This is a genomic window from Cohnella hashimotonis (assembly GCF_030014955.1).
In the GTDB taxonomy this organism is placed as follows: Bacteria; Bacillota; Bacilli; order Paenibacillales; family Paenibacillaceae; genus Cohnella; species Cohnella hashimotonis.
This window is the reverse complement of record NZ_JAGRPV010000001.1, coordinates 6391818-6417057: the sequence shown is the minus strand read 5'-3', so window position 1 is coordinate 6417057 and position 25240 is coordinate 6391818. Positions and strand designations below refer to the sequence as shown.

Genomic DNA, 25240 nt, shown 5'->3' with positions numbered 1-25240 from the left:
CGGGGGCGCGCACGATGACCCGGAAGAATGAAACGTTGGAAGACGCAGGGCTGCTGAGCGCGGACGAGGAGCTGCTCGAGCGCTCGCCGTCGCAGCGCGATCTGCTCGCGCGCGTGCGTCGGCTCGGCATCGAGGCGATCGGGCCGGCGGCGATCCGCATCGACCGCGAGGCGCGGTACCCGCATGAGGCGATCGACGCGCTCAAGGCCGCGGGGCTGCCCGGCCTGTGCGTGCCGATCGCCGAAGGCGGCGGGGGCGCAGGCTACCGGGGCGACGCGGAGCTGCTCCCGCTCGTGCTGATGGAGCTGGCCTCATGGTGCTCATCGACGTCGCAGGTGTTCGCCCTGCACAACACGGGCGTGCAGCTCGTCCATGCCATGGGCGACGCGGAGCAGCGGCGGTTCTTCTTCGCGGAGGCGCTGGCGGGCCACCTGTTCGCGAGCTTCGGCAGCGAGGCCGGCGCGGATCGCATGGCGCTGGCCAGCGTGCTGACCCGCGCGGAAGGCGGCTATCTGTTGAACGGTCGCAAGATCTTCGCGACGGGCTCGCCCGGGGCGAAATGGGCGTTCTGGCGCTCGGTGTCCGCCGAAGCGGCGGGCTCGCAGGACGACCGGTACATGATGCCGGTCGTCGGGCTGTCCGGGCCGGGCGTCACGGTTATCGACGACTGGGACGGCATCGGCCAGCGCGGCACGGGCAGCGGCAAGGTCGAGGCCGCGGACGTCTTCGTGCCGGACGCCCACGTGATGGGCGGACCTGGTGCGTACAGCGCACATGCCGCGTATTTTGCCGTTCAGTTCCACATCAACTTCGCGGCCCAGTTCGTCGGCATGGCCGCCGGCGCGCTCCGCGAGGCGCTGGCCTACGTCCGCGAGCGCGCGCGTCCATGGCCGGGCGCGAGCAGCGCCGCGGAGGATCCGTATACGCTGCTGCGCGTCGGCGACATGTCGACGCGCATCGCCGGCGCGCGGGAGCTCGTGCTGCGGGCGGCGCGGCTGCTGGGCACGCACGACGGCGGCCCGGAGCTGCGGCGCGGCATCCGGCTCGCGGCGTCCCAGGCCAAAATCGCCGCCACCGATGCGGCGCTCGATGTGACCGGCGGGGTGTTCCAGGTCATGGGCGCGCGTGCGGCGACGCGCGAATGCGGGATCGACCGCTTCTACCGCAATGCCAGGACGCTGACGCTGCACGACCCGGTCGACCGCCAGCGGGAAACGGCCGGCAGGGAAGAACTGGCCGCAGCGGCGCGCTGGACAAGCCGCTGAAAAAACGCTATGGCGCCGAACCAAGTTGTTGCCCGCATTTTTCTTGGCATGTCTCGCTTCATCGGTTGCGGTGCCAAAGCTAGGCATGATCGCGGAGACAACCTGATAGGTATAAGTACGGGCTCGATCGCTTGCAGACATCGCTAGCTTGGAGGAGGTGGCAGTCAAAATCGTCGCATCGCTCGTTTTGATAGCGCTGAACGCGAATACGAGAGGGCAGCGCGGCGGCTGCTTCTGGGCGATCGTGCTGAACATGGGCGGGCTGGCGCTGTGGCTCGCTTTTCAATACGGCAAGGACTTCATTAGGGGCGTGGCGCTTTAGCCCAGCCAGGCGCTCAACGGCATTTTATTGTTTGCGCTCGCGCCGTGCCTCGCGGTGGCGACCGGCTATTCCCGCAAGCTGTTCGAGAAGAACAATGTATGGGGGCGCCTTCCTGCAGTCGTTATAGGTCTGTAGGGTCAAAAAGTTACTCTACAGGCTGGTGATGCGGTCGAAAAGGTGCTGTAAGGGCAAAAAGTTCCCTTTAACGTCGTGGCCAGTTAAATACCGGCGTCATCCGTTCTCCCGCACCGTCCTGCAGTATTCGGTAGGCGACATGCCCGCGTGCTTGCGGAACACTTTGCTGAAGTAATAAGGGTCGCCCAGCCCGGTCAGGTAGCCGATCTCGCCGAAGCTGAGCGGCGTCGCCTGCATCAGCTCCTTGGCATGTCCGATACGGACGCGGTTGATGTACCGGATGATCGGCAAGCCGGTCGTCTGCCTGAAGACGCGGTTCAGGTAATCGAAGTTGCCGCCGAGGTCGCGCTCGATCTCTTCGCCCGTGATGCGTTGCGCATAGTTGCGGTGAATGTACTCAAGCAGGGCGTTGACCTTGACCAGCGCCTTGGCGCCGTGTCCGCCGGAGTCGGCGAGCGCCTCGAGCAGATGCTGGCGCCCCAGACCGACGAGCAGCTCGGCGAACTTGAGCGCGGTCAGATGGCGGTTGTACTGCCTGCGTCCGCTTAGCTGCAGGAGCTCGCCGAGCGCATGGAGCGCCTGATGCACATAAGGCTTGCCCGCGAAAGACATGAACTTGGGGAGATAGTATCTCCCGTCCCCGCGGTCCCCGCCGTCCTCTCGCGTCTCCGCTTCTTGCTGAAGCATCGTGCGTCTGGCTAGCGCGACCGTATCGCGATCGTCGTCGTCCTGCCTGCGAATATCCGGATGGCTGAAGTGTATGTAGTAGTAATCGCAAGCATGCTTTTCCAACCCCTCATGCTCATAGCCCGGCTCCAGCAGGACCGCTTCGCCGCGTTTAAGCCTGAAGGCAGTGCCGTCCTCCGTCAAATGCAGTTCTCCGCTTTTGATGAAGTACAGGATGTATTCGTCCGTTTTCCGTTTGAAGTGAAGCCATGGCGTCCGGTAGGAGACGAACCCCGCGACCCTGATGCTCGGGACCATGTCTGCGCGGATGGACAGCATGCGGCACACTCCTCTCTCGCAATTATAAAAGTCGCTTTTGTACAAAAGCAGTCTCGATCGGACATTCTCCTTCATCTTAACACGGCCTATACTGGGAGGGACAAACAATAGGCAAACGATAGGCAGAAGATAGGCAAAGGAGATGGACGATAGATGGCAGGTTTTTCGATCGACAGGCCGGCGGGAGAGGCTGCGGACGCACAGGTTGCGCAGGGAGCCGGCCAGACGCGGCGTCTGGGCGTCGTGGGGCTGGGCGGCATGGCAATGGCCCATATCGACGGCCTCCTCAAGCTGGAGGGAATCGCGATCTCGGCGATCTGCGACGTGCAGCAAACCGCCTTGGACGAAGTCGGCGAGCGTCTCGGCATTCCGTCCGAGAGACGCCATACGGATTACAGCAGGCTGATCGCGGACGAAGCCGTCGATGCCGTCGTCTCGGTCACGCCGAACGCGCTGCACGCAGAGGTCATGCGTCTGTGTCTGCTGGCAGGCAAGCCGTTTTTATCCGAAAAGCCGTTCACCCGTACGTTCGAAGAAGCCGAGGAGCTGAACGCGCTGTTCGCGACGCATCCGGTGCCCGCGATGATCGGCTTCAGCTATCGCTACACGCCGGCGTTCCGGCTGGTCAAGCGGATGCTGGACGAGGGCCGCATCGGCGCGGTGCGCAGCTTTTCGATCCAATACCTGCAGGGCTGGGGCGCGGCCGTCTACAAGACGCCGTACGTCTGGCGCTTCGACCGCAACGTCACCGGCACGGGGACGCTCGGCGATCTCGGCGCGCATATGATCGATCTGGCGCACTATCTGTTCGGGACGTTCGAGGAGCTATCCGCGCGCCTGCAGACGCTGATCCCCGAACGGACCGATCCGCGCACGGGCGAGCCGAGAACGGTGGAGGTGGACGACTTCGCATCCTTTCAGTCGCTGATGACGAACGGGGCGGCAGGCTTGTTCCAGACGACGCGCAATGCGATCGGCTCCGGCAACCAGCTGGAGGTGTCGATCTTCGGCGACGAGGGGACGCTGATGGCGAGTACGGAGCGGCCGGAGGAGATCGCGTGGATTCGCGTGGACGCGGAGACGGGCGAGCTGGTGAGGGAGATCCGACGGTCGCCGCAGCGCGAGCGGCTCAATCAATGGCAGGACTTCGCGGCGATGCTCGCCGGCGTGCCGGGACCGGGACTTCCGGACTTTGCGGTCGGTTACGAGAACCAGCGGGTGCTGGAGGCGATCGTCCGCTCGCATGAGGAGAAACGGACGATATCGCTGCGATAAGCGGTTGCGTTAACGGCGTTTACAAGCAGCGGCATTAAACTTGCATGTGCTTAAGGAAGCGGAGGGGCGAGATCCCCTTCGCTTCCGCTCGTTTGTGAACACGTGTTAATTTTTCGCCGAATCGCTTTGCTTCCTCTTCCGAATCGGTTAAGGTAGAGTTATCTGATTGGAAAAGGAGACTCGATCATGGCGGAACAACGCATCGTAAAATGGGGCATTATGGGGCCGGGGGGCATCTCGGACAACTTCGCCACGGAGCTGCCGCACGCGCCGGGCGCGGAGCTCGTCGCGGTAGCCGGACGCTCGCTGGACAAGGCGCAGGCCTTTGCCGAGAAGTTCGGCATCCCGCGCGCCTACGGCAGCTGCGAGGAGCTCGCGGCCGACCCGGACGTCGAGATCGTCTACATCGGCACGCTGCACCCGATTCACAAGGAGAACGCGCTGACGCTGCTGCGCGGCGGCAAGTCCGTGCTCTGCGAGAAGCCGTTCACGATCAACGCGGCCGAGGCCAAGGAAATCGCGGATCTGGCGCGCGAGAAGGGGCTCTTCCTTATGGAAGCGATGTGGACGCGTTATCTGCCCGCGATCGTCAAGGTGCGGGAATGGCTGGACAGCGGCGTCATCGGCGACGTGCGCATCGTGAAGGCGGAGTTCGGCTTCGACGCGGGCTGGAATCCCGAGGGGCGCTTGCTGAACAAGGAAAAAGGCGGCGGCACGCTGCTCGACGCCGGTATCTACCCGGTGTCGTTCGCTTCGATGGTATACGGCGGGGAGCAGCCTTCCAAGATTGCGAGCTCCGTCGTCATCGGCGAGACGGGCGTGGACGAGCAGTTCTCGCTGCTGTTCGAGTACGGCGGCGGCCGTACGGCTTCCCTGCACGGCGCGGTTCGGCTGGCCATGTCCAACGAGGCCGTTATTTACGGCACAAAGGGACGCATCGTCGTGCCGGGCTTCCTTTTCGCAAAAGCCGCTACGCTCCATGTAAACGGCGAGGAGCCGGTCGACTTCAAGCATGAGCTCGAGCCCTCGGGTCACTTCTACCAGGCAATCGAGGCAATGGAGTGTCTGCGCGAGGGCCGTAAGGAGAGCGAAACGCTGACGGTCGACGAGACGGTGCGCATCATGGAGACGCTCGACCGGGTCCGCGAACCGTGGGGGCTCAAGTATCCGACCGAAGCCTGACCGTTTGAGAATATTCCGTATCATAAAAAGGACGATAAAGAGGCTGGCTCTCTTCTTTCGTCCTTTTTTATGCTGCGCTTCCTTCATGGCATCATGGATGAATAATTCATCCTGCCAAGGAACAATCTACAATTGCGAGCGTTGCGGCGAATCGCGTCTTTCGCTTAATATCGGTCATGGACTTCGGGGTGAATCGATGGACAACTTCTCCAATCCCTTTCGCGCCAGACGCTACCAGGCATACGTCAGCATGTTCGGGACGACGCAGATTCACAAACGCAATCCGTATACGATCGCTTTTTGGTCGACGGCGTTCCCGGGCTTCGGCCATCTGCTGCTGAACAAATATATCCGTGGGTACTTGCTGATCCTATGGGAGTTTTATATCAACCAGAAAATTCACCTGAATCTCGCCATCATCCATTCGTTCAACGGCGAGTTCCAAGCGGCGCGAGACGCGCTGGACCCCAGGTTTATGTCCCTGTATATCCCCGTCTATTTGTTCGCGATCTGGGACAGCTACCGTACGGCGGTCGATATGAACAAAGTGTACGTGCTGGCGCGCAGGGAGAACGCGAGGTACAGCGAATTCAGCATCGGCGCGCTCGAGGTCAATTATCTCGACAAGCGCAAGCCATGGATCGCAGTCATCTGGTCGATCGGCATACCGAGCGTCGGACAGCTTTACCTTCATCGCATTGTGCTCGCTACCTTTATTCTGATAAGTACGATCGTGCTCGTACGCGAGTCCCATATCATTCTCGCCGTGCACGACCTGATTCTTGGCGATCTTCGGTCGTCCAAGGAGGCAGTGGACGCCCAGTGGCTGCTGTACGTTCCCTCATTTTACTTTTTTACGATCTACGACGCTTATGTCACCACCGTGGAGAACAACAAGCTTTTTGACCATTCCTTAAAACGCCACCTCGTTCAAAACTACCAGCCGCCAGGCGTCACATTAACGATCGGGAGCAAAGTGGACTGATGCAGATATTCGCGACGTTCGATTACTCGACCCTGCTCGAGATTGCCATTACGGAGCTGGAGGCGCACGGCGTCTCTTCAATCTACGCAGTGCCGCTCGACATGCGCAAGGAAGAGCCGCGGCTGATGGACAGCCTGCACCGCGCGGACGGCTTGTCCTTCTTGGACAAAGGCATGGTCCTGGCCTTTATGTTCGCTACGGTCGGGGCGAGTAAAGGGTTCGTCTGGGCCTGGGGACCGGTCATTTGGGGTCTTATCGGGGCAGTTGCCGGGTTCGTTCTAGGCATCGCGATCAACGGGCTTCTATATCTGAGGAAGCGCCGGAAAAGACGGACCGCGATCCTCAAGGGGAACCGAGGGGACGTCATCCTGGTGGTGACCTGCGAAGAGGATAAGACCTCGATTGTGACCGATATCCTGTGGGACCACAAGGCGCTCGGATTGGCCAAAACGAAATAATCCACATCGAAACGGGAGGTGATGCCATGCATGCCGGAAATTGGTTTGCCTATTCCAGCGCCGCAGCGGCCGTCGCCGCGCTGATTTTTTCGCCAAAGCGACTAACCGGGAAGGAAATTTATATCACGTATTTCGTCATGATCGCGCTCACGATCTATACCGATCTCTCATTCGGTTTGCTGCTCGATCTCTACGATTTTATCAATCCCGACGTGTCTCTGTCCGATCTCATCCTGCAGATCGCGCTCCCGCCTACCGCCGGCGTATTGGCTTTGAACTTCATGCCGTCGGGTCCAAAGCTGTTCGTGCTTTATCTAGTTGCAGCAGTCGCCGCGGCTCTCTTTTTCGAATGGCTGTCGATCAAGACGGGGTATCTGGTGTATAAAGGGTGGTCGCTTTACTATTCCAGTGCGGTTTACTTTCTTGGCCTGCTGTTCTTGCGATGGCATCTTCGTTTTATGCGTAAAGAAGGCTGACAGCTTTATTGGACACGGACTTCACTCCGGCAAGCGCGGAGTGGAGTCTTTTTTGCGCGGAAGAACGACTTTTAGGGGGATTGTAATGTTTGTTTTTCATGCGATAATGTTCTAAAAGAACATGGGTTTATGGGCAAGATGAATTTACCAGCGCGCGGGGAGAATGACGTCGATGAAGAAGCTTATGCCGAGAAGGACGCATATCCGCATTTTCTTGGGCTCGTGCCTGCTGTTCGTCCTCGTCTCCGTGCCCGTCGTGTTTTTTATGACTCGGCAGTTCTCGATTTTCGCATTGAACCAGATCGACAAGGTGAACAAGACCGAGATTACGCATTCCCGGGACAATGCAGCCTTCATCCTCGATAAAATGATCGCCTACGGCTTCACCATGTACGCCGACAAAAGCGTGCAGGCTTGGATGACGGCCGATGCGGAGACGCAGGACCACGAGATCGAGGCGATCGCGGCGGCGGCCAAGTACAGGACGACCGAGCCTTTTCTGAAAAACGCGTACCTGCTCAATATGCGTACCGAGCACGTGATCGACATCGCATACGGCATTACTTCGTTCGCCGATTTTGACGACCAGGACATTTTGCGGCTTGCGAAGACGCCGGCCAAGGCTTACCAGCGCTTTTTCGTTCATCGTACGTCCGGTACGCGTTCGCTGGCGCTGATGATCCCCACCGTGCCGTCGGGCCAGCCCTCGTACGGTTATTTGGTGCTGCTGCTCGACGACGCGCTGATGAAGCAGTATTTGCTCAAGGAAAACAAGGGTGCGGGGTTTATCTCCTTTATGCTCGACGAGGAAGGGCGGCTGATGCTCGGTCCGGATGAAGAGGGGGCCGCGTCGGGAGCGGCGGAGGCGTCCGGATCGAGCGAGGGGCTGTACAAGGAGCTCGCGTCTCGCGCTTCCGGCGCTTCCGGCAGCTTCAAGCAGCGATTCGAAAAGGAATCGTGGTCCGTACAGTACGCCAGGATCGAGCCGCAGGGCTGGACCCTTTATCAGATGGCCAAGCTGGAGGGAATCAATGCGGACTTTTACGCGTTCCGCACCAAGCTGATGATTGTGCTGGCGGGACTGGTAGCGCTGCTTCTTGGCATCCTGTTCTGGAATTCGAGGCGTACCTATAAGCCATTCTCCCAGTTGGCGAGCCAGTTGGAGACCAAGCTCGGACCGTCGCTGCAACGCAGGCAGGACGAGGGCCCGCTGGCCGAGCACAGCGTCATCCGGTACGGCATCGAGATGCTGGAGAGCCGGATGGTGGAGCTCGACTCTTCGATGCGCGAGCACCGGGACGTCATCAAGTCGGAATACCTGCGTCAGTGGATTCTTCAGGGTAAGCTGATTCCGCCTGTCGAGCAGTATTTGCGGGAGCACTCGGAACTGTTCGCGTACGGGAACCTGTATATCGGCGTGATCCGCATCGACGGGTACAGCGCGTTTCAGGAGAAGTACGAGTTTGCCTCGCGCAAGCTGATGAAGTACGCGATGGGCAACATCGAGGAGGAGATTCTGCGGCGGAACGGAGGCGCCGAGGCGGTGGACCTGGGAAGCGACCATGTCGTGCTGCTGCTCTCCGGGGACGGGGTACAGGCGGCGCGATTGACTGGACTGCTCGAGGAAGCCAAGTCGCAGATCGACCGGTGGACGCAGATTCGGGTGACGGTTGCCGTCAGCGAGGCGCGGGCGTTCGGCGACGATATCCGGGCCGCGTACCAGCACATTCTCGAGCTGACGATGCTCAAGTTCGTTTCAGGCGAGGACAAGATCTATCTGGAACGCGATTTTGAAAATTATATGCGCAGCGTGCAGCCCCTGCCGGACGACCAACTGCTCGACGAGTTGATCAAAAGCGTGCGCATGGGCAAAGCCGACGAAGCCGCCGCAGGGTTGGATCGCTTGTTCGCCCATATGCAGACGATGCACTATGCGCAGAGCAAGATTCAGCTGTCGCTTATGCTGTATACGCTGTTCAAGACGTTCAACAAGCTGCCGTCGGTCTCGTCGATCGAGGGGATCGAGAGCATTCTCGAGTCGTTCGATACGCTGACGGGCGTACGGGCATGGCTCGAGCGCGAGCTGCTCGTCATTGTCGAGGAGCTGAGCAGCAAGAAGGGAGCGAGCCGGCGGGACGAGATCGTGAGGGATATCGTGGACTACGTGCGCAACCACCTGCACGATCCGATGCTCACGATCGAGGAGATCTCAGAGCATGTCTCGCTCTCCTCCCGGCACGTGAGGCAGCTGTTCAAGGAGTCGCTGGACGTGACGTTGTCCGAATACATCCTGCAGGAGCGAATCGCCAAGGTCAAGGAGCTGCTGGCGACGACGGACTGGACGGTCACGGACATCGGGGAGCGCGCGGGCTTCCAGACGAAGAGCCACTTCTTCACGATCTTCAAGAAAGCGACAGGATTGACGCCCACCCAATACAGGGACACGCTGGGGGGATAGGGGCAGGGGGAAGCGATTTGGGCAAGGCAAAGCGAGTAAGGCGTAGATGAGAGACATAGATGTAAAGTGGAACGTCAGGGGAGCGTCGCGCTTCCCGCCAGGACATAGGTGACACAAGCAAGTTAAAGCGAACGGGTAAGGAGCGAGCCGCTCTTCAAGTCATGTGAATGACTTGAAGAGCGGTTTTTGACATGAAGTCCACAAGATTGGGACTATCGGACGTAGGGCGGGGCGAAAAAAACTGCGTTTGTACATGTATTTTCTGCCGATCAACAGCACGTGATGAACTACCTGCAAATGTGCAGGTAAATGCAATGCACAAGCCTGAAATCGGGCTGATAGACGAAAATACATGCGCTTTTGCATCTTTTCTTCTCGAAAGGGTCGGCATCGCCAAAATTAGATGTATATTTGCAGGCTTTATGGCGAAGGAACGACGCGGGCAGGCATTAGGCCGGCTCATCCGAATGGCTGTCGGATGATTGGGCAGGTTGGCGAGTTGAAGCGGACGTGTAACGGTTCCTCTCGAATGATCGGACGATCTGCGGTCGGAAGCAGCACGATGGGCGACACGAGCGGGGACCGGCAGGCCGAAGGGATAGAGGGGAGAAATTTAGCCCTGTTTTCCGCGGTATTTCCCGTTTTCGAACCCGATCTCCGCATTCAATACCTTGACGAATCCGCGCCGCCGCGGGCTTTTTCCGTATGCAGAACGCCGCTTCCGCCCCATTTCCTCAACCAGAACTATACAGACCGTTCGGACCGGACCTAAGCTTGGGACATCGCCAATCAAACGCAGCCAGCAGGAGAGGAGAAGGGATTCAAGGTGCCCATCGTAAGAGAAATCGTACGCAACAAATATTTATACGTGCTCGCGCTGCCCGGTCTGTTGTTCCTGATCGTATTCGCTTACGTACCCATGGCCGGCCACCTGATCGCGTTCAAAAAATATCGGCTTGCCGACGGATTATGGGGGAGCGAGTGGGTCGGTTTCGACAATTTCAAATTTTTCTTTATGAGCAGCGACTGGTACAAAGTGACGTTCAACACGGTGTTTTTGAACGGACTGTTCATCGTCTGCGGCCTCGGAATCGCACTGCTACTGGCGATTTTCCTGAACGAGATCCACAGCCGGCTCTACAAGAAGATTGCGCAGTCGCTCATTTTCCTGCCCTACTTCATCTCGTGGCTGGTCGTCAGCATGATGACGTTCGCCTTCCTCAATACGACGGACGGCATCCTGAACCGCTTGCTGATCGACAACGGGATGGACCCGCAGAACTGGTACCTGAAGCCGGGCATCTGGCCGGGCGTGCTGACGTTCATCTATGTGTGGAAATTCGCGGGCTACTACTCGATTATTTTCCTCGCGGCGATCACGGGCATCTCGGGCGAATATTACGAGAGCGCCAAAATCGACGGAGCGACAAGGTTCCAGCAGATCATCCATATTACCATTCCGCTCATCCGCAACGTGCTGATCGTGCTCGCGCTGCTCGGCGTCGGACGGATCTTCTACGGCGACTTCGGCATGATCTACGGCATCGTCGGCGATACGGCGCCGCTGTATCCGACGACGGACGTCATCGACACGTATTCGTACCGGGCGCTGCGGCAGCTGGGCGACTTCAGCAAGTCATCGGCCATTATCATGTACCAGTCGGTGATGGGGCTTGTGACGATCGTCATCTTCAACGCCATCGCCAGACGGATCGACAAAGACTCCAGCTTATTTTAGATTCTGAATTTGTCCAATAGAAAGGCGGCATCCACGCATGGAAAGCTCCATCACCCAAGCGCAATCCGGCAAGCTTGGCCGAGCCGGAAAGGCCATGAAGATCAAGGCGGACCGCTCCCCGTCGGAGAGGGCGTTCGTGGGCTTCATCTACGCCTTCACCGGGCTGTTCGCGCTCGTCTGCCTGCTGCCATTCTGGATCGTGGCGATCAATTCGTTCGCCGACGAGTCCGCGATCAAGCGTTACGGCTATCAGCTGATTCCCAAAATTTTCTCCACCGGCGCCTACGAGTTCCTGTTCCGCGGCAAGCAGGTGGCCAGCAGCTACATGGTCTCGACGACCGTCACGGTAGCCGGCACCGCGCTCGCCGTGCTGATCACGGCGATGTACGCTTATGTGCTCGCGCATCCGAAAGTAAAGTACCGCAGCGCGCTGTCCTTCCTGACTTACTTTACGATGATATTCGGCGCGGGTCTGGTCGGCTTCTACATCCTGATCGCCAACTGGCTCCATCTGAAAGATACGCTCTGGGCGCTCATACTGCCGTACCTGCTCAACCCGTTCTTCGCCTTCATCATGGTGTCGTTTTTCCGGACGCTGCCCTACGAGATCAACGAAGCGGCGACCGTGGACGGCGCGAACGACCTGCGGATCTTCTTCGGCATCATCCTGCCGATCTCGAAGCCGGTCATCGCGACCGTGGGCCTGTTCTACGCGCTGCAATACTGGAACGACTTTTTCCTCGCGCTTCTGTTCATCGACGATTACAAGCTGCATCCGCTGCAGATCATGATCCGCCAGCTCATCTCCAACATCAACATCGGCGCCTATGTCGGCGGCAGCCAGACGAACTACGGGCAGCCCCTGCCGACCTACAGCGTCCAGCTGGCGACCGTATGCGTCACGATCGGCCCGATCTTCCTGCTGTATCCGTTTATTCAGCGATATTTCGTCAAGGGCATTACAATCGGCGCGCTGAAAGGTTAGTCTTGATTCGGAGCCATCCGGTTGAGAATAGATCACCACCACTCTAGGAGGTCACAGAATGAAAACTAGAAAAAGCCTGACCGCGCTCATGATCGCTTCGGCCTTCGCGGCTACGCTCGCCGGCTGCAGCTCCAAAGCAAACGAATCGGACACGGGCAACGCGGGCAACGCTTCGTCCTCCGCCCCGGCCTCGTCCGCTGCCGCATCCGAAGGGAGCAAGGCGACCAAGCTGGATCCGGTGACGCTTAAAATCGTCATGCCGGGCGACCGGCCCGCGGATATGGACGTCATTATCAAGGAAGCCGAGAAGCGCATGGCCGACAATATCAACGTCAAGCTCGACCTGGTGTTCGTGCCTTGGTCGGATCTCGCGCAGAAGACGCAGGTCATGCTCGCATCGGGCGAAAATGTCGACTTGATTTTCGACGCCCCGTGGCTGCATATGGAGCAGATGATCAGCGCGGGTTACTACGAGCCGATGGACGATCTGCTGCAGCAGTACGGGCAGGACGCGATCAAGGTCCGCTCGCAGCAGATGTTCGACGCCAACAAGTTCCAGGGCAAGATCTACGGCCTGCCGCTCGGCAACACGCACCTGGCCGGCCGGACGTATCTGGTCCGCAAGGACCTGCGCGAGAAATACGGGCTGCAGCCGATCAAGACCTACGACGAACTGATCCAATACGCTTATAAAGTCAAAGAAAACGAAAAGGACGTCATCCCGCTGCTCGCTTACGGCCAGGGCGCCTCGACGGACCAGGCCTGGGGCGCATTCCGGGAATACATGGAATACCCGCAGTACATCCGTTCCGACGCGCTCGGACAGAGCCTCGTGCTCTACTACAAGAACAACGACGGCAAGGTTTACAACCTGTTCGACGAAATGGAGCCTACGATCTGGTCCTGGATCCAGGACGCCCGGAAGCTGTACACGGACGGTCTGATCCATCCGGACGTGCTGGCGCTCAAGGACATCGACTCGGTCATCAACTCCGGCAAGGTCGGCGCGGCCGTATACAACGAATTCGGCGTTCCGTCCAGCCTGAACACGGCGCTCGCCAAGAACGTTCCCGGCGCGGAGCTGGAGGCGGTCACCTTCGTGAAGATGGAGAAGGGCGCGAACATCACCAACTTCAAGCAGGCGAACTTCCAGGCGATCCCCAAAGTGAGCAAAAACAAAGAGCGCGCCATGATGTTCCTCAACTGGACCGCGCAAAAGGAAAACTACGACCTGCTCGCCTACGGCATCGAAGGCAAAAACTACGAGGCGGTCGGCGACGACCAGTACAAGCAGATCGGCACCGACTACTCGTATTTCCCGTACGCGTGGGTTTGGAATCCGACGACGGACCGACTGAACGCCGGTTTTGACGAAGAAACGATCAAGCACTACCAGTTCAACAAGGACGCCGCCAACCTGACGCCGAGCATCCTCACCGGCTTCTCGTTCGATCCGACGCCGGTCATGAACGAGATCTCGCTCTACAATGCGACGGAGGCCAAGTACTACAACTCGCTGTTCGACGGCGTCACCGATCCGGACAGCACGTGGGCTTCGCTGAAGAAGGAAGGCGCGGCCAACGCCAAAAAGATCCAGGTCGAGCTGCAGAAGCAGATCGACGCCTTCCTGGCGCAGAAGAAGTAAGATTCGGGCACCTATCGTTTAAGCGCACGGCGGCAGGGCATTCGGCAGCATCTCGCACCGGATGCCCTCCGCATTTGAACAGGGATCGGCGGGATGAATGCATGACTCGCGAGGATAAAACTTGCGCGGCGACGGTCGTCGCGGTAAACGGCATCGAGGGGGTGAGGCTGGAAAACGGATGGCTGAGCGCCGTAATCCTGGTAGGCAAAGGCACCGATGTTTGGGAGCTGACTTACAAGCCGTTGAACTTGCAGCTGTTGATGAAGACGCGGGCCGGCTTGTCGCTCTGCGAAGGGAGGGATTTGAGGAAAAACAGACTGACGCATTACGCCGAAGACTACCCGGGCGGATGGCAGGAGATTTTGCCGAACCGGGCTTCCTTCGAAGGCGGGCGGCAGGAAGTCGGGCGGGACCGGGAAGGCGAGGCGGCGGGAGTGCCCTGGGATTATGCCGTCGAAGAGGACGGCGGTTCGTGCGTGACGCTGCGCTGTCGGCTCACGCTTCCGTACACGCCGCTGGCGGTGGAAAAGACGCTCTCGCTGGCAGCGGGCGAAAGCGTTCTGCGCATCGCCGAGCGCGTCGTCAACGTCGGGCGGGATGACGTCCATTTTATATGGACGCATCATCCGGCATTCGGCAGCCCGCTGGTGGGCGAGGGGGCCGAGATCTTGCTGCCGAAGGGCAGCCGCGCGTTTAACGTGGTGCGGTACGAGCGTGAACGGGAAACGACGCCTGCAGCGAGCTTTGAAGAAGCGGTGGATGCGGTTCGTTTGCCGAGCGGGAGCAACAAGGACCTGCGAGCGGTGGACCCGCCGGCGCCGGACGGGGAAGCCTGCTATATGCCGCTAAAAAACCTGGAAGAGGGTCTCGCGGGCATCTATCAGCCGGCGTTGAACGTGAGGTTGCTGCTGGAGTGGGACCATCTCTTATTTCCATGTCTCCGTTACTGGTCGAACAACGACGATGATCTGTACACGGTGGCGCTGGAACCGTCGACATCATGGTACTCGGATATCGGGGATTGCGTGCGCCACGACAACTGCATCACGTTGGCCCCCCGAGAGGAACGGCGGTTCTGGTTAAACATGCGCGTAGAGCAGCCGTAGGGCATTTTGGGCGTGCGCACAAGTGAAGCTGCCTCGCCGGAAGCTGAGAGCACCAAGCGTGTAGCACGCGAGCACCCATAGCGGCATTCCGTGCCGCTAAGTGCCTCCCCGGCGGCTCGCCAGCCCTCCGCCACGGAGCCGACGCGCTCCGATGGCATCATTCGCAAGCGCTTTCTCCGGCAATCGGTAGCACCCATTTCATGAGGAGGTTAACCGAAAATGAGCATGAGAACGAACAAACTAGCCGCGCTTACTCAAAAAGCCGTCTGCAGCCTGCTGCTCTGCGCGCTGGCGCTGGGCTACTGGCCGGCCGCCGACAAAGCCGCCGCAAGCGGCGAGGAGGTACTTGTTAACTGGCTGAAGCAGGATATGGATACGGGGTTCGACGGCGGCGTCAGCCCGTTTGTGTACGATGCGAACATAGCGGGAACTTCACAGTCCGTGGTGCAGGTGAGCGGAAACAATGCAATCGAGTTCCGCGATGCTTCGCTGGGCTCGAACGCAGGCAGCTACTTTTACTATCAGCTGTCGAGCGGAGCGCTCCTATCGCGGATCAACGCGATCTACTCGCTGCCGACGGGGGCGGAGCCGGTGGAGTTCGTATACGAATACCGGCTCAGGCGCAGTGCGGCGAGCGACAAGCCGGTCAATGCGGACATTTACAGCCAGCTGCAATTCGGCAATTACGACAACGTGCTGGTCCCGCGGTTTCCGGTACCCGACAAGCAAACGATCACGGGAACGGCGGCTTATCTCAATACGACGCCGAACGAACTGAAGACGGTTAACGATCACGATATCGCATCCTACCGGTTCCAGATCGTGCCGAACGGCGGGCAACGACTCGTCAGCTCGATCAAGATCGCCTTTGGCGTCCGGGTCAACACCGGCGGCACCGACGAAGCGATCGTCGTCGACGACCTGGCGGTGTACGAGGCGACGCACGATGCGGCCGTGGATACGGAAGCGCCGACGGCGCCTACCGGCCTGGCCGTCGCGGCCAAGACCGATACGAGCGTCAGCCTCTCGTGGACGGCTTCGACAGACAATGTCGGCGTGAACCGCTACGATGTTTATCAGGACGGCCAGCTCGCAGGCTCCGCGCCCGGAACCGCAACGAGCTACAGCGCCGTCGGCCTGACGCCGAACAAGACCTATCAATACACGGTCAAGGCGCGTGACGCGGCCGGCAACGCATCAACCCAGAGCGCTGCGCTGGCGGTAACGACCAACCCGTCTGCGTCGGGATTGCCGGAACCGTTCGGCGACCGCGATGTCGGCACCGTCAACGTAGCGGGCAGCGCGAGCTATGCGGCTGCCGACGGCACGTTTACGGTGAAAGCCTCGGGGGCAGACATCTGGGGCACGGACGACGCGTTCCACTACGTATACCGGCCGTGGACGGGCGACGGCCAGATCGTGGCGCGCGTGGGCGAGATGACCAACACGGTCGCCTGGACCAAGGCGGGCGTCATGATCAGGGCCAATATAACAAGTCAATCACCGCATGCGTTGATGGCCGTGTCGCCGACGAACGGGGTCATTTTCGAGGATCGCCTGACGCAGGGAGGGGCCACGGTGCTGACGTCGGGCACCAAGTCGCCGGCGCCTTATTGGGTGAAGCTGACGCGCGTAGGCAATGTCATCAGCGGTTACGAGTCTTCTGATGGGGTCGCCTGGAATCTCGTCAAGCGAGAGGCCGTCAACCTGCCCGAGACGGTATACATCGGCCTGGCGCTGACAAGCCACGACGCCAACAGGCTCAGCACGACGAAGTTCGACCATGTCGCGGTGGGCGAGGTTCCGCCGGCGGACAGCAATTACGCGCCGTTCCCGGGCACGCTCGAGACGCGCAAGCAGTGGCTCTGGAACAAGACGAAGTCGATGTCCGAGATGGGCGGCGTACCCAACATCGCGCAGATCGCGGCGCAGCTCGTGGACAATCAGAATGTCGCCGTCAACCTGCAGAAGCTGGACACGATGTTCCAAACCTACGACTGGGAGCAGTACAAGACGGTCAGCAAAATGTACGCCTACTTGCTCGCCGGAGACAAGATGGATAGCACGATGATCGGCCACGTGAAAAGCTACTTCGCGGGTTATGCGTACGCGAAGCTTCCGCAGACCGAGAACCTGCGGATGAGCAATTATACGGCGGGCTATCTGGTCGGCCAGCTGCTGCCCGACGTCGTCGACCTGAACGGCGCGTCCGGCGCGGCGCTGAAGAGCGCGAACCGGGCCAACATCGAGGAAATGCTCGATGCGGCGGTCCGCGGCGGCTGGGCGGAGTACGAGAGTCCGGAGTACACGTTTATGACGTATTTTTGCCTGAACGCGCTCTACCAGTATTCGGACGAACCGGACTTCAAGCAAAAGGTCAAGATGGCGATGGACGTCATGTGGTTCGAGTGGGCGAACGACTGGATCGACGGCAACTTCATCTCCAGCACGAGCCGGTCCAAGGGAGACGCCACCTCCGCCAACGACCCGACCTGGAGAGGCGCCGACCATACGCTGCTGTCCTGGATGTACTTCGGCGCGCATCGCGCGCAGCAGGGATTCGGCGACACGGACGCGGGCGTGCCGGCAGCCTATCGGCCGTTTCTGGAATACGTCGGCATGGTGCTCGCGCCTTCGATGAGCTATACGCCGCCTGCCATGGCGGTTCGAATCGGACAGAAGACCGACAAGGATTACGAGTCCCGCAAAACGAACCTGCAAAATTCCAGCGGGCGCGCGATGAACGTCTATCGCCAGGCTTACGTGAAGCCGACCTGGGGTCTCGCCACCGAGGTGACGTACAACCGGGTCGACAACTGGATCGAGAACATGCAGGCGGTGCTGCGCTGGCAGTCCGACAAACCCGACAGTCTGTTCCGAATCAACGCGGACCAGGGCAACAGCCCGATCGGCAACTACGACCAGATCGAGAATCACCGGATCATGCAGGACGGCAAGACGGCGGTGGGCGTCTACAAATCGCTGAGCGGAGCCGGCGCGACCGATAACTACCTGAACGCCATGTTCCCGGATACGGGGTCGATCCTCGCGAAGGAGGAACAGGGCGGCTGGGTGTTCGGCAAGACAGGTCCGATGTACTTCGCCTTCAAGATGATTAAGCCGTACGCCTGGTATACGCAGTCGCCGACCGATCCGTCCAACAAGGTGAAGACGACGACACAGCTCCATCCGACCGCGCAGCTGTCCTACAGCTACAACATCCTGCGCAGTCAGGCGGACAAAAACGGCTGGGTGCTGGAGACGGCGGGAGCCTCCGAATATGCAGACTTCGCGGCCTTTAAAAACGCCGTCTTGATGGGCACGACGGTCGACAGCTCGCATATCGACGAGAACAATCCGCGGCTGATCTACACGAATCTGAGCGGCGATACGATGGACATCACCTTCGACCGTGCTTCCGGCGCCTACGCCGGCACGCACAAGGTGAACGGCCAGCCGATTGACTATGCGGCGTTTAAGCTGTTCGATACGCCATGGCTGCAGCAGGAGCGCGGCGCCACGACGTTTACGGCGACCGAGGGCAATGAACGGCTGACCTACGACTTCGGCAGCTGGACGATCGCAGCCAGCGATCCGACCGCGCAGGTGCCGGTCTCCGGCGTGGCGCTCGGCGCTTCGGCGCTGACGGTAGGTGCGGGGAAAAGCGCCGCGCTGACCGCGGTCGTCTCGCCCGCGAACGCATCGAACAAGAAGGTGCTGTGGAGCTCGAGCTCCCCGTCCGTTGCCACGGTCGGCGCCAGCGGCACGGTGACGGGTATCGCGCCGGGCAGCGCCGTTATTACCGCGACGACGGAGGACGGTGCTTTTACGGCGACCGCCGCGGTCACCGTTACCGCCGAGCCGCTGTTCCAGGATACGTTTGCCGGGGGCCTCGGCAATTGGGATCTGTTCGGCAGCACGGCTTGGGAGATCCAGGGCACCGGGCAGGCGGCCGTGCTGAAGGGCACGACGACGTCGACCGGTCCTCAGCGGGCGGTGACCAAGACGTCCGTCCTCCCGTACAGCGCGCAGAATTATACCTTGTCCTTCGGCGCCGAGTCCGACCGGTTCCGGGCGTTGTTCCGTTATTCCTCAAGCACGAACTATTACTTCTTGGAGTTCAAAAATACGGATACCGTCGAGCTGTGGAAATATGCGGGCTCCTCGACGCCGGCGCAGGTGGGGACGACCGTCGATATCGGCAGCGTCATTCCGGGCTTCGATATGACGGCGCATCATGCGTATGAGATCAGAATCGACGGCAGCGCGTTCAAGCTGTCGATCGGCGGCGTGACAGTGACGACGTTTACCGACGCTTCGCTGACCGCCGGCGGCATCGGGTTTTCGGTCAAGGGAGCGGGCACGACGCCCGTGCAGCTGCTCGTGGACGACGTGACGGTCATGCCGAACGTGTAATGCAGCAGCGATCCGCCGCTTGTGCGTCCCAGGACGCAGCGCGCGTGTAACGAATTCGAAACGGAGCCAGCATGCCGTCGACGCGCAGCGCGTCGGGGGCATGCTGCAATGCCGTTGCAGCTCGAGTCATCAACTCATTTACCAAAGCGGAGGTTCTAGTCCGATGCAGCAAACACACAACAAAAGCACACTTGAGTACCGTATATCCGGCGCGGACGACCGGTTCAGCGCCACGCTTGCCGTCGAGGTTCAAGAGGCGGGCGTCGAGCTCGTGCATTTGAAAATAACTGCGGACCGTCCGGGCATCCCGCCGGCGATCCGGCTGTCCTGGAAGCGTCCGATCGTCGATGTCCAGGGCGTCTGGCATCCGAACGGCTACCGGAACCGCGGGCTGTCGCCGGACTGGTTCGCCGGCTTCCGCAGCAATGCCGCAAGCTCCGCGCCGGTCGTCTGCCTATTCGGCGGGGACGGGCGCAGCCGCATGACGTTCGCTTTTTCCGATACGCTGAACCCCGTCGTCTGCAAAGCAGGCGTCCATGAAGAGACAGCCGAATTCCACTGCTCGGTGACGCTGTTCGAGGAGCCGGGCGCCCCGCTGGACCGTTATGAGGCGACGCTGCGGATGGACCTGCGCGAGCTGCCTTACTATGACAGCCTGAACGAAGTGCAGCGATGGTGGAGCGGGCTTCCCGGCCTTGCTCCTTCGCCGGTGCCCGCGGCGGCGCGCGACCCGATGTACTCGACCTGGTACAGCCTGCATCAACATCTGACGCCGGAAGCGATCGAGACGCAATGCCGCGAGGCCGCGGCGCTGGGCTGCGGGACCGTAATTGTGGACGACGGCTGGCAAACGGCGAACAACGAGCGCGGGTACGCGTATTGCGGCGACTGGGAGGCTTGCGCGGAGAAGATGCCGGACATGGCGGCCCATATCGAGCGCGTTCATGCGCTGGAGATGAAGTACATGCTGTGGTATTCCGTGCCGTTTGTCGGCGTGCATAGCCGGACTTGGGAGCGGTTTGGCGGCAAAATGCTGTACACGGTCGAGGAGCGCGGCTGGGGTATCGTCGACCCGCGGTTCCCGGAGGTACGCGAATATTTGATCGGCATCTACGAGCGGGCGATGCGCGAGTGGAAGCTCGACGGCTTCAAGCTCGACTTCATCGACAGTTTCAACCTGCCTCCGGATCGAGAGCTCGCGTTCGGGGACGGACGCGACTTCGATGCCGTGCCGGAGGCGGTCGATCGCCTCATGTTGGATATTATGGCGAGGCTCTCCGCGATCGATCCGGACGTGATGATCGAGTTCCGCCAAGCCTACGTAGGCCCCTATATGCGCAAGTACGGCAATATGTTCAGGGCGGCGGACTGCCCGAACGACGCGGTCGAGAACCGCTTGCGGACGCTGGATATCCGTCTGCTGTGCGGCGAGACGGCGGCCCACGCCGACATGCTCATGTGGCATCTCGACGAGCCGGCCGAGAGCGCGGCGCTGCAGCTGATCAACGTTTTGTTCGCGGTGCCCCAAATTTCCGTGCGGCTCGATCGCTTGCCAGCCGCTCATGCGGAGATGGTTGCATACCTGCTCACTTTCTGGAAGGAACACCGGGACGTTCTGCTGGACGGACACTTGGAGCCGCATCAACCGGAATTGCTGTATCCGCTTGTCGTCGCGTCTAACGCATTCAAGCTGCTTGCCGCCGTCTATCAGCCTCGCACGATCGTTCCGCTGAACCGCGAGCTGCCGCAGACGGTCATCCTCGTCAACGGCACGCGGGCCGACGGCGTGTATGTGGAGACGACAGGTGAGCAGAGCGAATGGGAAGTGGAGATCCGGGATTGCCGGGGAAAAACGGTGGAGCGTTCCGTGTGGGCGCCACGTGCAGGTGTTGAGCTGGTGAACGTGCCGCCGGCCGGCCATGCGACGTTGACGCGGAAGTAGGAAAGGCAGCTGCGACAATGCGACTTTTCACCGGGTATATCGTTCTCCGCTCCGGTGTTCCGGCCGAGTTCTATCCGATAAACTGGCTACTGTAAGCACTTTCAAAGCGAAGGTGCGCCATACGCAGAGAGACAGAGAGAAGGATAGGAGGATTACCGCATGGAGCTCGCAACCCCCGGCACGGCCGCCGGAGAGACGACGGGCAAGACCGCCGGCAAGACGGAACGAACGAGGCTGAAGGCGGGGCCCGGATTCCGCCGCATCTGGAAGTTTAAGCTGCTGTACGTGCTGCTGCTGCCCGCATTGCTGTGGGTGCTCGTCTTCGACTACCTGCCGCTGTACGGCGTCAGCATCGCCTTTATGGATTACAACGTCATCCAGGGCTTCTCGGGCAGCCACTGGGCGGGGCTCAAGCACTTCCGCGCGCTGTTCGAGTCGGAGATGTTCGTCCACGCGTTCAAGAACACGCTGCTCATCAGCCTGTACAAGATGATCAGCGGCTTCGTCGCCCCGATCCTGCTGGCGCTCGCGCTTAACGAGATCCGGACGCGCTGGTTCAAAAAGACGCTGCAAACCGCGGTGTACCTGCCGAGATTCGTATCGTGGGTCGTCTACGGCGGCATCATCACGCTGCTGCTGTCCCCGGAGACCGGCATCGTCAACAAAGTCATTAGCCTCTTCGGCGGCACGCCCGCTTACCTGCTCGTCGAGCCCGCGTACTTCCGCACGATCCTCGTCGTTACCGACGCCATGAAAGAGATGGGCTGGGCCGCCATCATCTACATCGCCGCGATCGCCGGCCTGAACCCCGAAGTGTACGAAGCGGCCGTCGTCGACGGCGCCACGCGCTTCAAGCGGATCGTGCACGTCACGCTGCCCGGCATCGCCTCTACGATCATCGTCATCTTCATTCTGAGAGTCGGATTCGTCATGAGCGCCGGATTGGACCAGGTCATCAACCTGTACAACCCGATGGTGTTCGAAGTGGGGGACATCCTCGACACCTATATTTACCGTATCGGCATCGAGCAGTTCAACCTCAGCCTGGCCGCCGCCGCCGACGTGATCAAGGGCGTCATCGGTCTGGCGCTGGTGCTGGCCGCCAATCGCATCGCCAAGCGGATCGATTCCGATTCCGGCATTTTCTGACGAAGGAGAAGACGACAGATGAAGCTCACAAGAGGCGAATCCGCCTTCGCGACGACCAACTATATCGTACTCACGCTGCTCACGCTGGTGATCGTGCTTCCGTTCTGGTACGTCATCACGGTATCGATCACGCCCTACTCCGAATTCAGCGCCAAGGACGGCATGGTCCTGTTCCCGACGTCCTTCAGCTTCGAGTATTACACTTATCTGCTGAAAAAAGGCTCGCTGATCTATCACGCCTACGGCAATACGATCCGCAATACGGTCGCGGGCGTGCTGCTCGCCCTGTTCCTGACGACGACCGTCGCCTACGCGCTGGCCGAGAAAAGGCTGCCGGGCCGCAAGGGCATCATCTTGATCTTCGTGTTCACGATGCTGTTCAAGGGCGGCATGATCCCCACCTACATTACGATCCAGCAGCTCGGCCTGCTGAACACGAACTACGTGCTCATCCTCGTGATGGCGTTCAGCGCCTTCAACATGATTATCATGAAGTCGTTTTTCGAGAGCATCCCCGAGAGCTTGAGAGAGTCGGCGTCCCTCGACGGCGCCTCGGAGTTCCGCATCCTGCGGCAGATCATTCTCCCGCTGTCGATGCCCGCCATCGCGTCCGTCGGCCTGCTCTACATGGTCGTCTACTGGAACGACTTCTTCAGCGCCATGCTCTACGTCTCGGACTGGAACAAGGCGCCGGTACAGCTCGTGCTTCGTTCGATCATCGCGAGCTCCAGCCTGCCGCCCGAGCTGCTCGAGACCGCGGGGCGCACGCCGCCGCCGACGGTCGGCATTCAGATGGCCGCCATCGTCATCGTCGCGCTGCCGATGCTCATCATCTATCCGCTCATTCAGCGGTACTTCGATCAGGGCATGATGGTCGGCTCGGTCAAAGGGTAGGGCAGTCGCAAACGCGCGGCTGGGCACTCACTTCGGTTTATCCCCCAAGGGTAAATATACAGCTCATTATTAGGAGGTCACTTGAACATGTCTCATCAGAAAAAGAAAAAGAAAAAGACGATCGGCCTGGCATCCGCCGTCCTCGTCGGCACGCTCGCCGTCGCGGGCTGCAGCAACGGCAATGGCGACAAAGGCGCCGCCTCGGAGAGCGCGTCGGCGCCGGCATCTTCATCGGCCTCGGCATCCGCTAGCGCATCGCCGTCCGGTTCCGCAAGCGCGTCGACGGAGCCCTACACGCTCAAGTGGCTGAAGGCGCAGGACATCTCCGTCCCTTACGACCCGGAGAACGACGTCGTCAAGCAGGCGATCGAGCAGAAGCTGAACGTCAAGATCGACGCCGAGATGGTCGACGTCCAGCAGTACAAGACAAAGCTGAACCTCAAGATGTCCAGCGAGGACATCCCCGACGTCGTGCGGATCGACTTCGCCGACGACTTCCAGAAGTACGCGCCGCTCGGCGCCTTCGTCGACCTGACCGACCTGATCAACGAACAGGACACGCCGAACATCATGCGCGAGGTGCCGCCCGAGGTGTTCGAGCAGGCGAAGGTGAACGGCCGCATCTACGGCATTCCGTATCAGGGCGGACCGGGTGCCGGCTATCGCTGGGATCTCGTCATGCGCAAGGATTACCTGGAGGCCGCGGGCGCTTCGGTGCCCAAGACGCTCGACGAGTACTACAACCTGCTGAAGAAGATCAAAGCGGACCACCCGGACGTCATCCCGCTGGGGGGCTACACGGCGCAGATCGGCCAGGTGAAGTTCGCCAACAACTCCTTCGACCAGATTTTCGGCGCGTTCGGCGTGACCCCGGGCTACTTCACCGAGACAGACGGCAAGTTCAGCAATTACGATATCGATCCGAGAATGAAGGACGCGCTGCTGTTCCTGCAAAAGATGTACAAGGAAGGCCTGATCGACAAGGAATTCGCCACGATCAAGGAAGAGCAGCTTCGCGCCAAGCTGTACAGCGGCAAGCTGTTCTCCTGGATGGGCTGGTGGTCCACGGCGAGCGATTACGATACGCAGGTCGAGACGAGCGAGCTGATCAAGAACAAGAAGCTCGGCGCGAACGAGAAGCTTCCCGACCAATCCAAGGAGCCGTTCAAGTATCTGTCACTGACTGGTTCGCTGACAGGCGCGGATGGCAAGGCGGTCGCTCCGGCAGGCGCGCCGTTCTCCCAGATGACTGCGATCAGCGCGAAGACGAAGGATCCGAAGAAAGTGCTGTCCATCATCGAGGAATCCCTGTCTCCCGAAAACCAGATGCTGACCGTCTGGGGCATTGAGGGCGAAGATTACAACATCGAAAACGGCAAGATGGTCACCGTCACGGATCTGCTCGATCCGACGACCAAGCAGGACAAGAATGGCCACTACCGCGGCACGCAGAGCTACCTGTTCGCGCCGGGATTGAACGGCTGGCCGCGTTACCTCGAGTCGCTGCCGCTGCGTTTCTCCCAATCGCTCGACGTCGCGATCAACAACCCGTACCAGATCACCGACGCGTCCAACTACCTCGACTCGCCGACCAAGGTCGCCAAGCTGGTCGAGCTCGATACGATGCGCGACTCGGTCTTCACGCAGATCATCATGGGCGGGGATATCAAGAAGTTCGACGACTTCGTCGAAAAGTGGAAATCCCAGGGCGGCACGCAAATTTTGAGCGAGCTCGAAGCTTCCTTCCAGAAGAAAGCAGGCAAGTAACAGCCTTTTGATCCGAAAAGTCCCCCGCATTCGCCAG

The 25240-nt window shown here is 60.2% G+C and carries 18 protein-coding genes; 17 read left to right on the top strand and 1 reads right to left on the bottom strand.

The window, feature by feature from the left end; translation table 11 throughout:
* Nucleotides 1–14: 14 nt before the first annotated feature.
* Entirely contained in the window at nucleotides 15–1265 is a 1251-nt protein-coding gene (locus KB449_RS25650) for an acyl-CoA dehydrogenase family protein (RefSeq protein WP_282911081.1), read from the top strand.
* Between the two features lie 157 nt (nucleotides 1266–1422).
* Nucleotides 1423–1587, top strand: coding sequence for a hypothetical protein (locus tag KB449_RS25645; protein ID WP_282911080.1), 165 nt, complete (start codon nucleotides 1423–1425; stop codon nucleotides 1585–1587).
* A gap of 231 nt (nucleotides 1588–1818) precedes the next feature.
* Here the strand turns inward: KB449_RS25645 and KB449_RS25640 are convergent, their stop codons facing one another.
* Nucleotides 1819–2727 (bottom strand): AraC family transcriptional regulator, encoded by a 909-nt coding sequence (locus tag KB449_RS25640; protein ID WP_282911079.1) that lies wholly within the window; start codon nucleotides 2725–2727, stop codon nucleotides 1819–1821.
* Nucleotides 2728–2880: 153 nt separating this feature from the next.
* On the opposite strand from KB449_RS25640, the gene KB449_RS25635 reads away from it, so the two are divergent.
* The 15 genes from KB449_RS25635 (at nucleotide 2881) to KB449_RS25565 (ending at nucleotide 25203) form a co-directional block, all read left to right on the top strand.
* Complete coding sequence (locus tag KB449_RS25635; protein WP_282911078.1) at nucleotides 2881–4002, top strand: Gfo/Idh/MocA family protein; 1122 nt, start codon at nucleotides 2881–2883, stop codon at nucleotides 4000–4002.
* A gap of 186 nt (nucleotides 4003–4188) precedes the next feature.
* Nucleotides 4189–5184: a Gfo/Idh/MocA family protein gene (locus KB449_RS25630; RefSeq protein WP_282911077.1), complete on the top strand. Its 996-nt coding sequence runs from the start codon at nucleotides 4189–4191 to the stop codon at nucleotides 5182–5184.
* Nucleotides 5185–5380: 196 nt separating this feature from the next.
* Nucleotides 5381–6169, top strand: coding sequence for a hypothetical protein (locus KB449_RS25625; RefSeq protein WP_282911076.1), 789 nt, complete (start codon nucleotides 5381–5383; stop codon nucleotides 6167–6169).
* Nucleotides 6169–6627 carry a hypothetical protein gene (locus tag KB449_RS25620; RefSeq protein ID WP_282911075.1) on the top strand — a complete coding sequence of 153 codons (459 nt, stop codon included), beginning with the start codon at nucleotides 6169–6171 and terminating at the stop codon, nucleotides 6625–6627. Before KB449_RS25625 ends, KB449_RS25620 begins: the two co-directional genes overlap by 1 nt.
* A 26-nt stretch (nucleotides 6628–6653) precedes the next feature.
* Nucleotides 6654–7103 (top strand): CBO0543 family protein, encoded by a 450-nt coding sequence (locus KB449_RS25615; RefSeq protein WP_282911074.1) that lies wholly within the window; start codon nucleotides 6654–6656, stop codon nucleotides 7101–7103.
* Nucleotides 7104–7275: 172 nt separating this feature from the next.
* The gene (locus KB449_RS25610) at nucleotides 7276–9561 is read left to right on the top strand and encodes a helix-turn-helix domain-containing protein (protein ID WP_282911073.1); all 2286 of its coding nucleotides are present in this window, start codon (nucleotides 7276–7278) and stop codon (nucleotides 9559–9561) included.
* Between the two features lie 826 nt (nucleotides 9562–10387).
* Nucleotides 10388–11299: an ABC transporter permease gene (locus tag KB449_RS25605; protein ID WP_177244178.1), complete on the top strand. Its 912-nt coding sequence runs from the start codon at nucleotides 10388–10390 to the stop codon at nucleotides 11297–11299.
* A gap of 37 nt (nucleotides 11300–11336) precedes the next feature.
* Complete coding sequence (locus tag KB449_RS25600; RefSeq protein WP_282911072.1) at nucleotides 11337–12284, top strand: carbohydrate ABC transporter permease; 948 nt, start codon at nucleotides 11337–11339, stop codon at nucleotides 12282–12284.
* 58 nt (nucleotides 12285–12342) lie between these two features.
* The gene (locus KB449_RS25595; RefSeq protein WP_282911071.1) at nucleotides 12343–13929 is read left to right on the top strand and encodes an extracellular solute-binding protein; all 1587 of its coding nucleotides are present in this window, start codon (nucleotides 12343–12345) and stop codon (nucleotides 13927–13929) included.
* Nucleotides 13930–14030: 101 nt separating this feature from the next.
* Nucleotides 14031–15035 carry a DUF4432 family protein gene (locus KB449_RS25590; RefSeq protein WP_282911070.1) on the top strand — a complete coding sequence of 335 codons (1005 nt, stop codon included), beginning with the start codon at nucleotides 14031–14033 and terminating at the stop codon, nucleotides 15033–15035.
* Nucleotides 15036–15254: 219 nt separating this feature from the next.
* Entirely contained in the window at nucleotides 15255–19451 is a 4197-nt protein-coding gene (locus KB449_RS25585; protein ID WP_282911069.1) for an Ig-like domain-containing protein, read from the top strand.
* A 163-nt stretch (nucleotides 19452–19614) separates the two neighbouring features.
* The gene (locus KB449_RS25580) at nucleotides 19615–21393 is read left to right on the top strand and encodes a glycoside hydrolase family 36 protein (protein ID WP_282911068.1); all 1779 of its coding nucleotides are present in this window, start codon (nucleotides 19615–19617) and stop codon (nucleotides 21391–21393) included.
* 159 nt (nucleotides 21394–21552) lie between these two features.
* A complete protein-coding gene (locus KB449_RS25575; RefSeq protein ID WP_282911067.1) occupies nucleotides 21553–22542 on the top strand; it encodes an ABC transporter permease in 990 nt (329 codons plus the stop codon).
* A gap of 18 nt (nucleotides 22543–22560) precedes the next feature.
* On the top strand, nucleotides 22561–23436 hold the full coding sequence (locus KB449_RS25570; RefSeq protein WP_090109118.1) for a carbohydrate ABC transporter permease: 876 nt from the start codon (nucleotides 22561–22563) through the stop codon (nucleotides 23434–23436).
* A gap of 87 nt (nucleotides 23437–23523) precedes the next feature.
* The gene (locus KB449_RS25565; protein WP_282911066.1) at nucleotides 23524–25203 is read left to right on the top strand and encodes an extracellular solute-binding protein; all 1680 of its coding nucleotides are present in this window, start codon (nucleotides 23524–23526) and stop codon (nucleotides 25201–25203) included.
* Nucleotides 25204–25240: the final 37 nt, after the last annotated feature.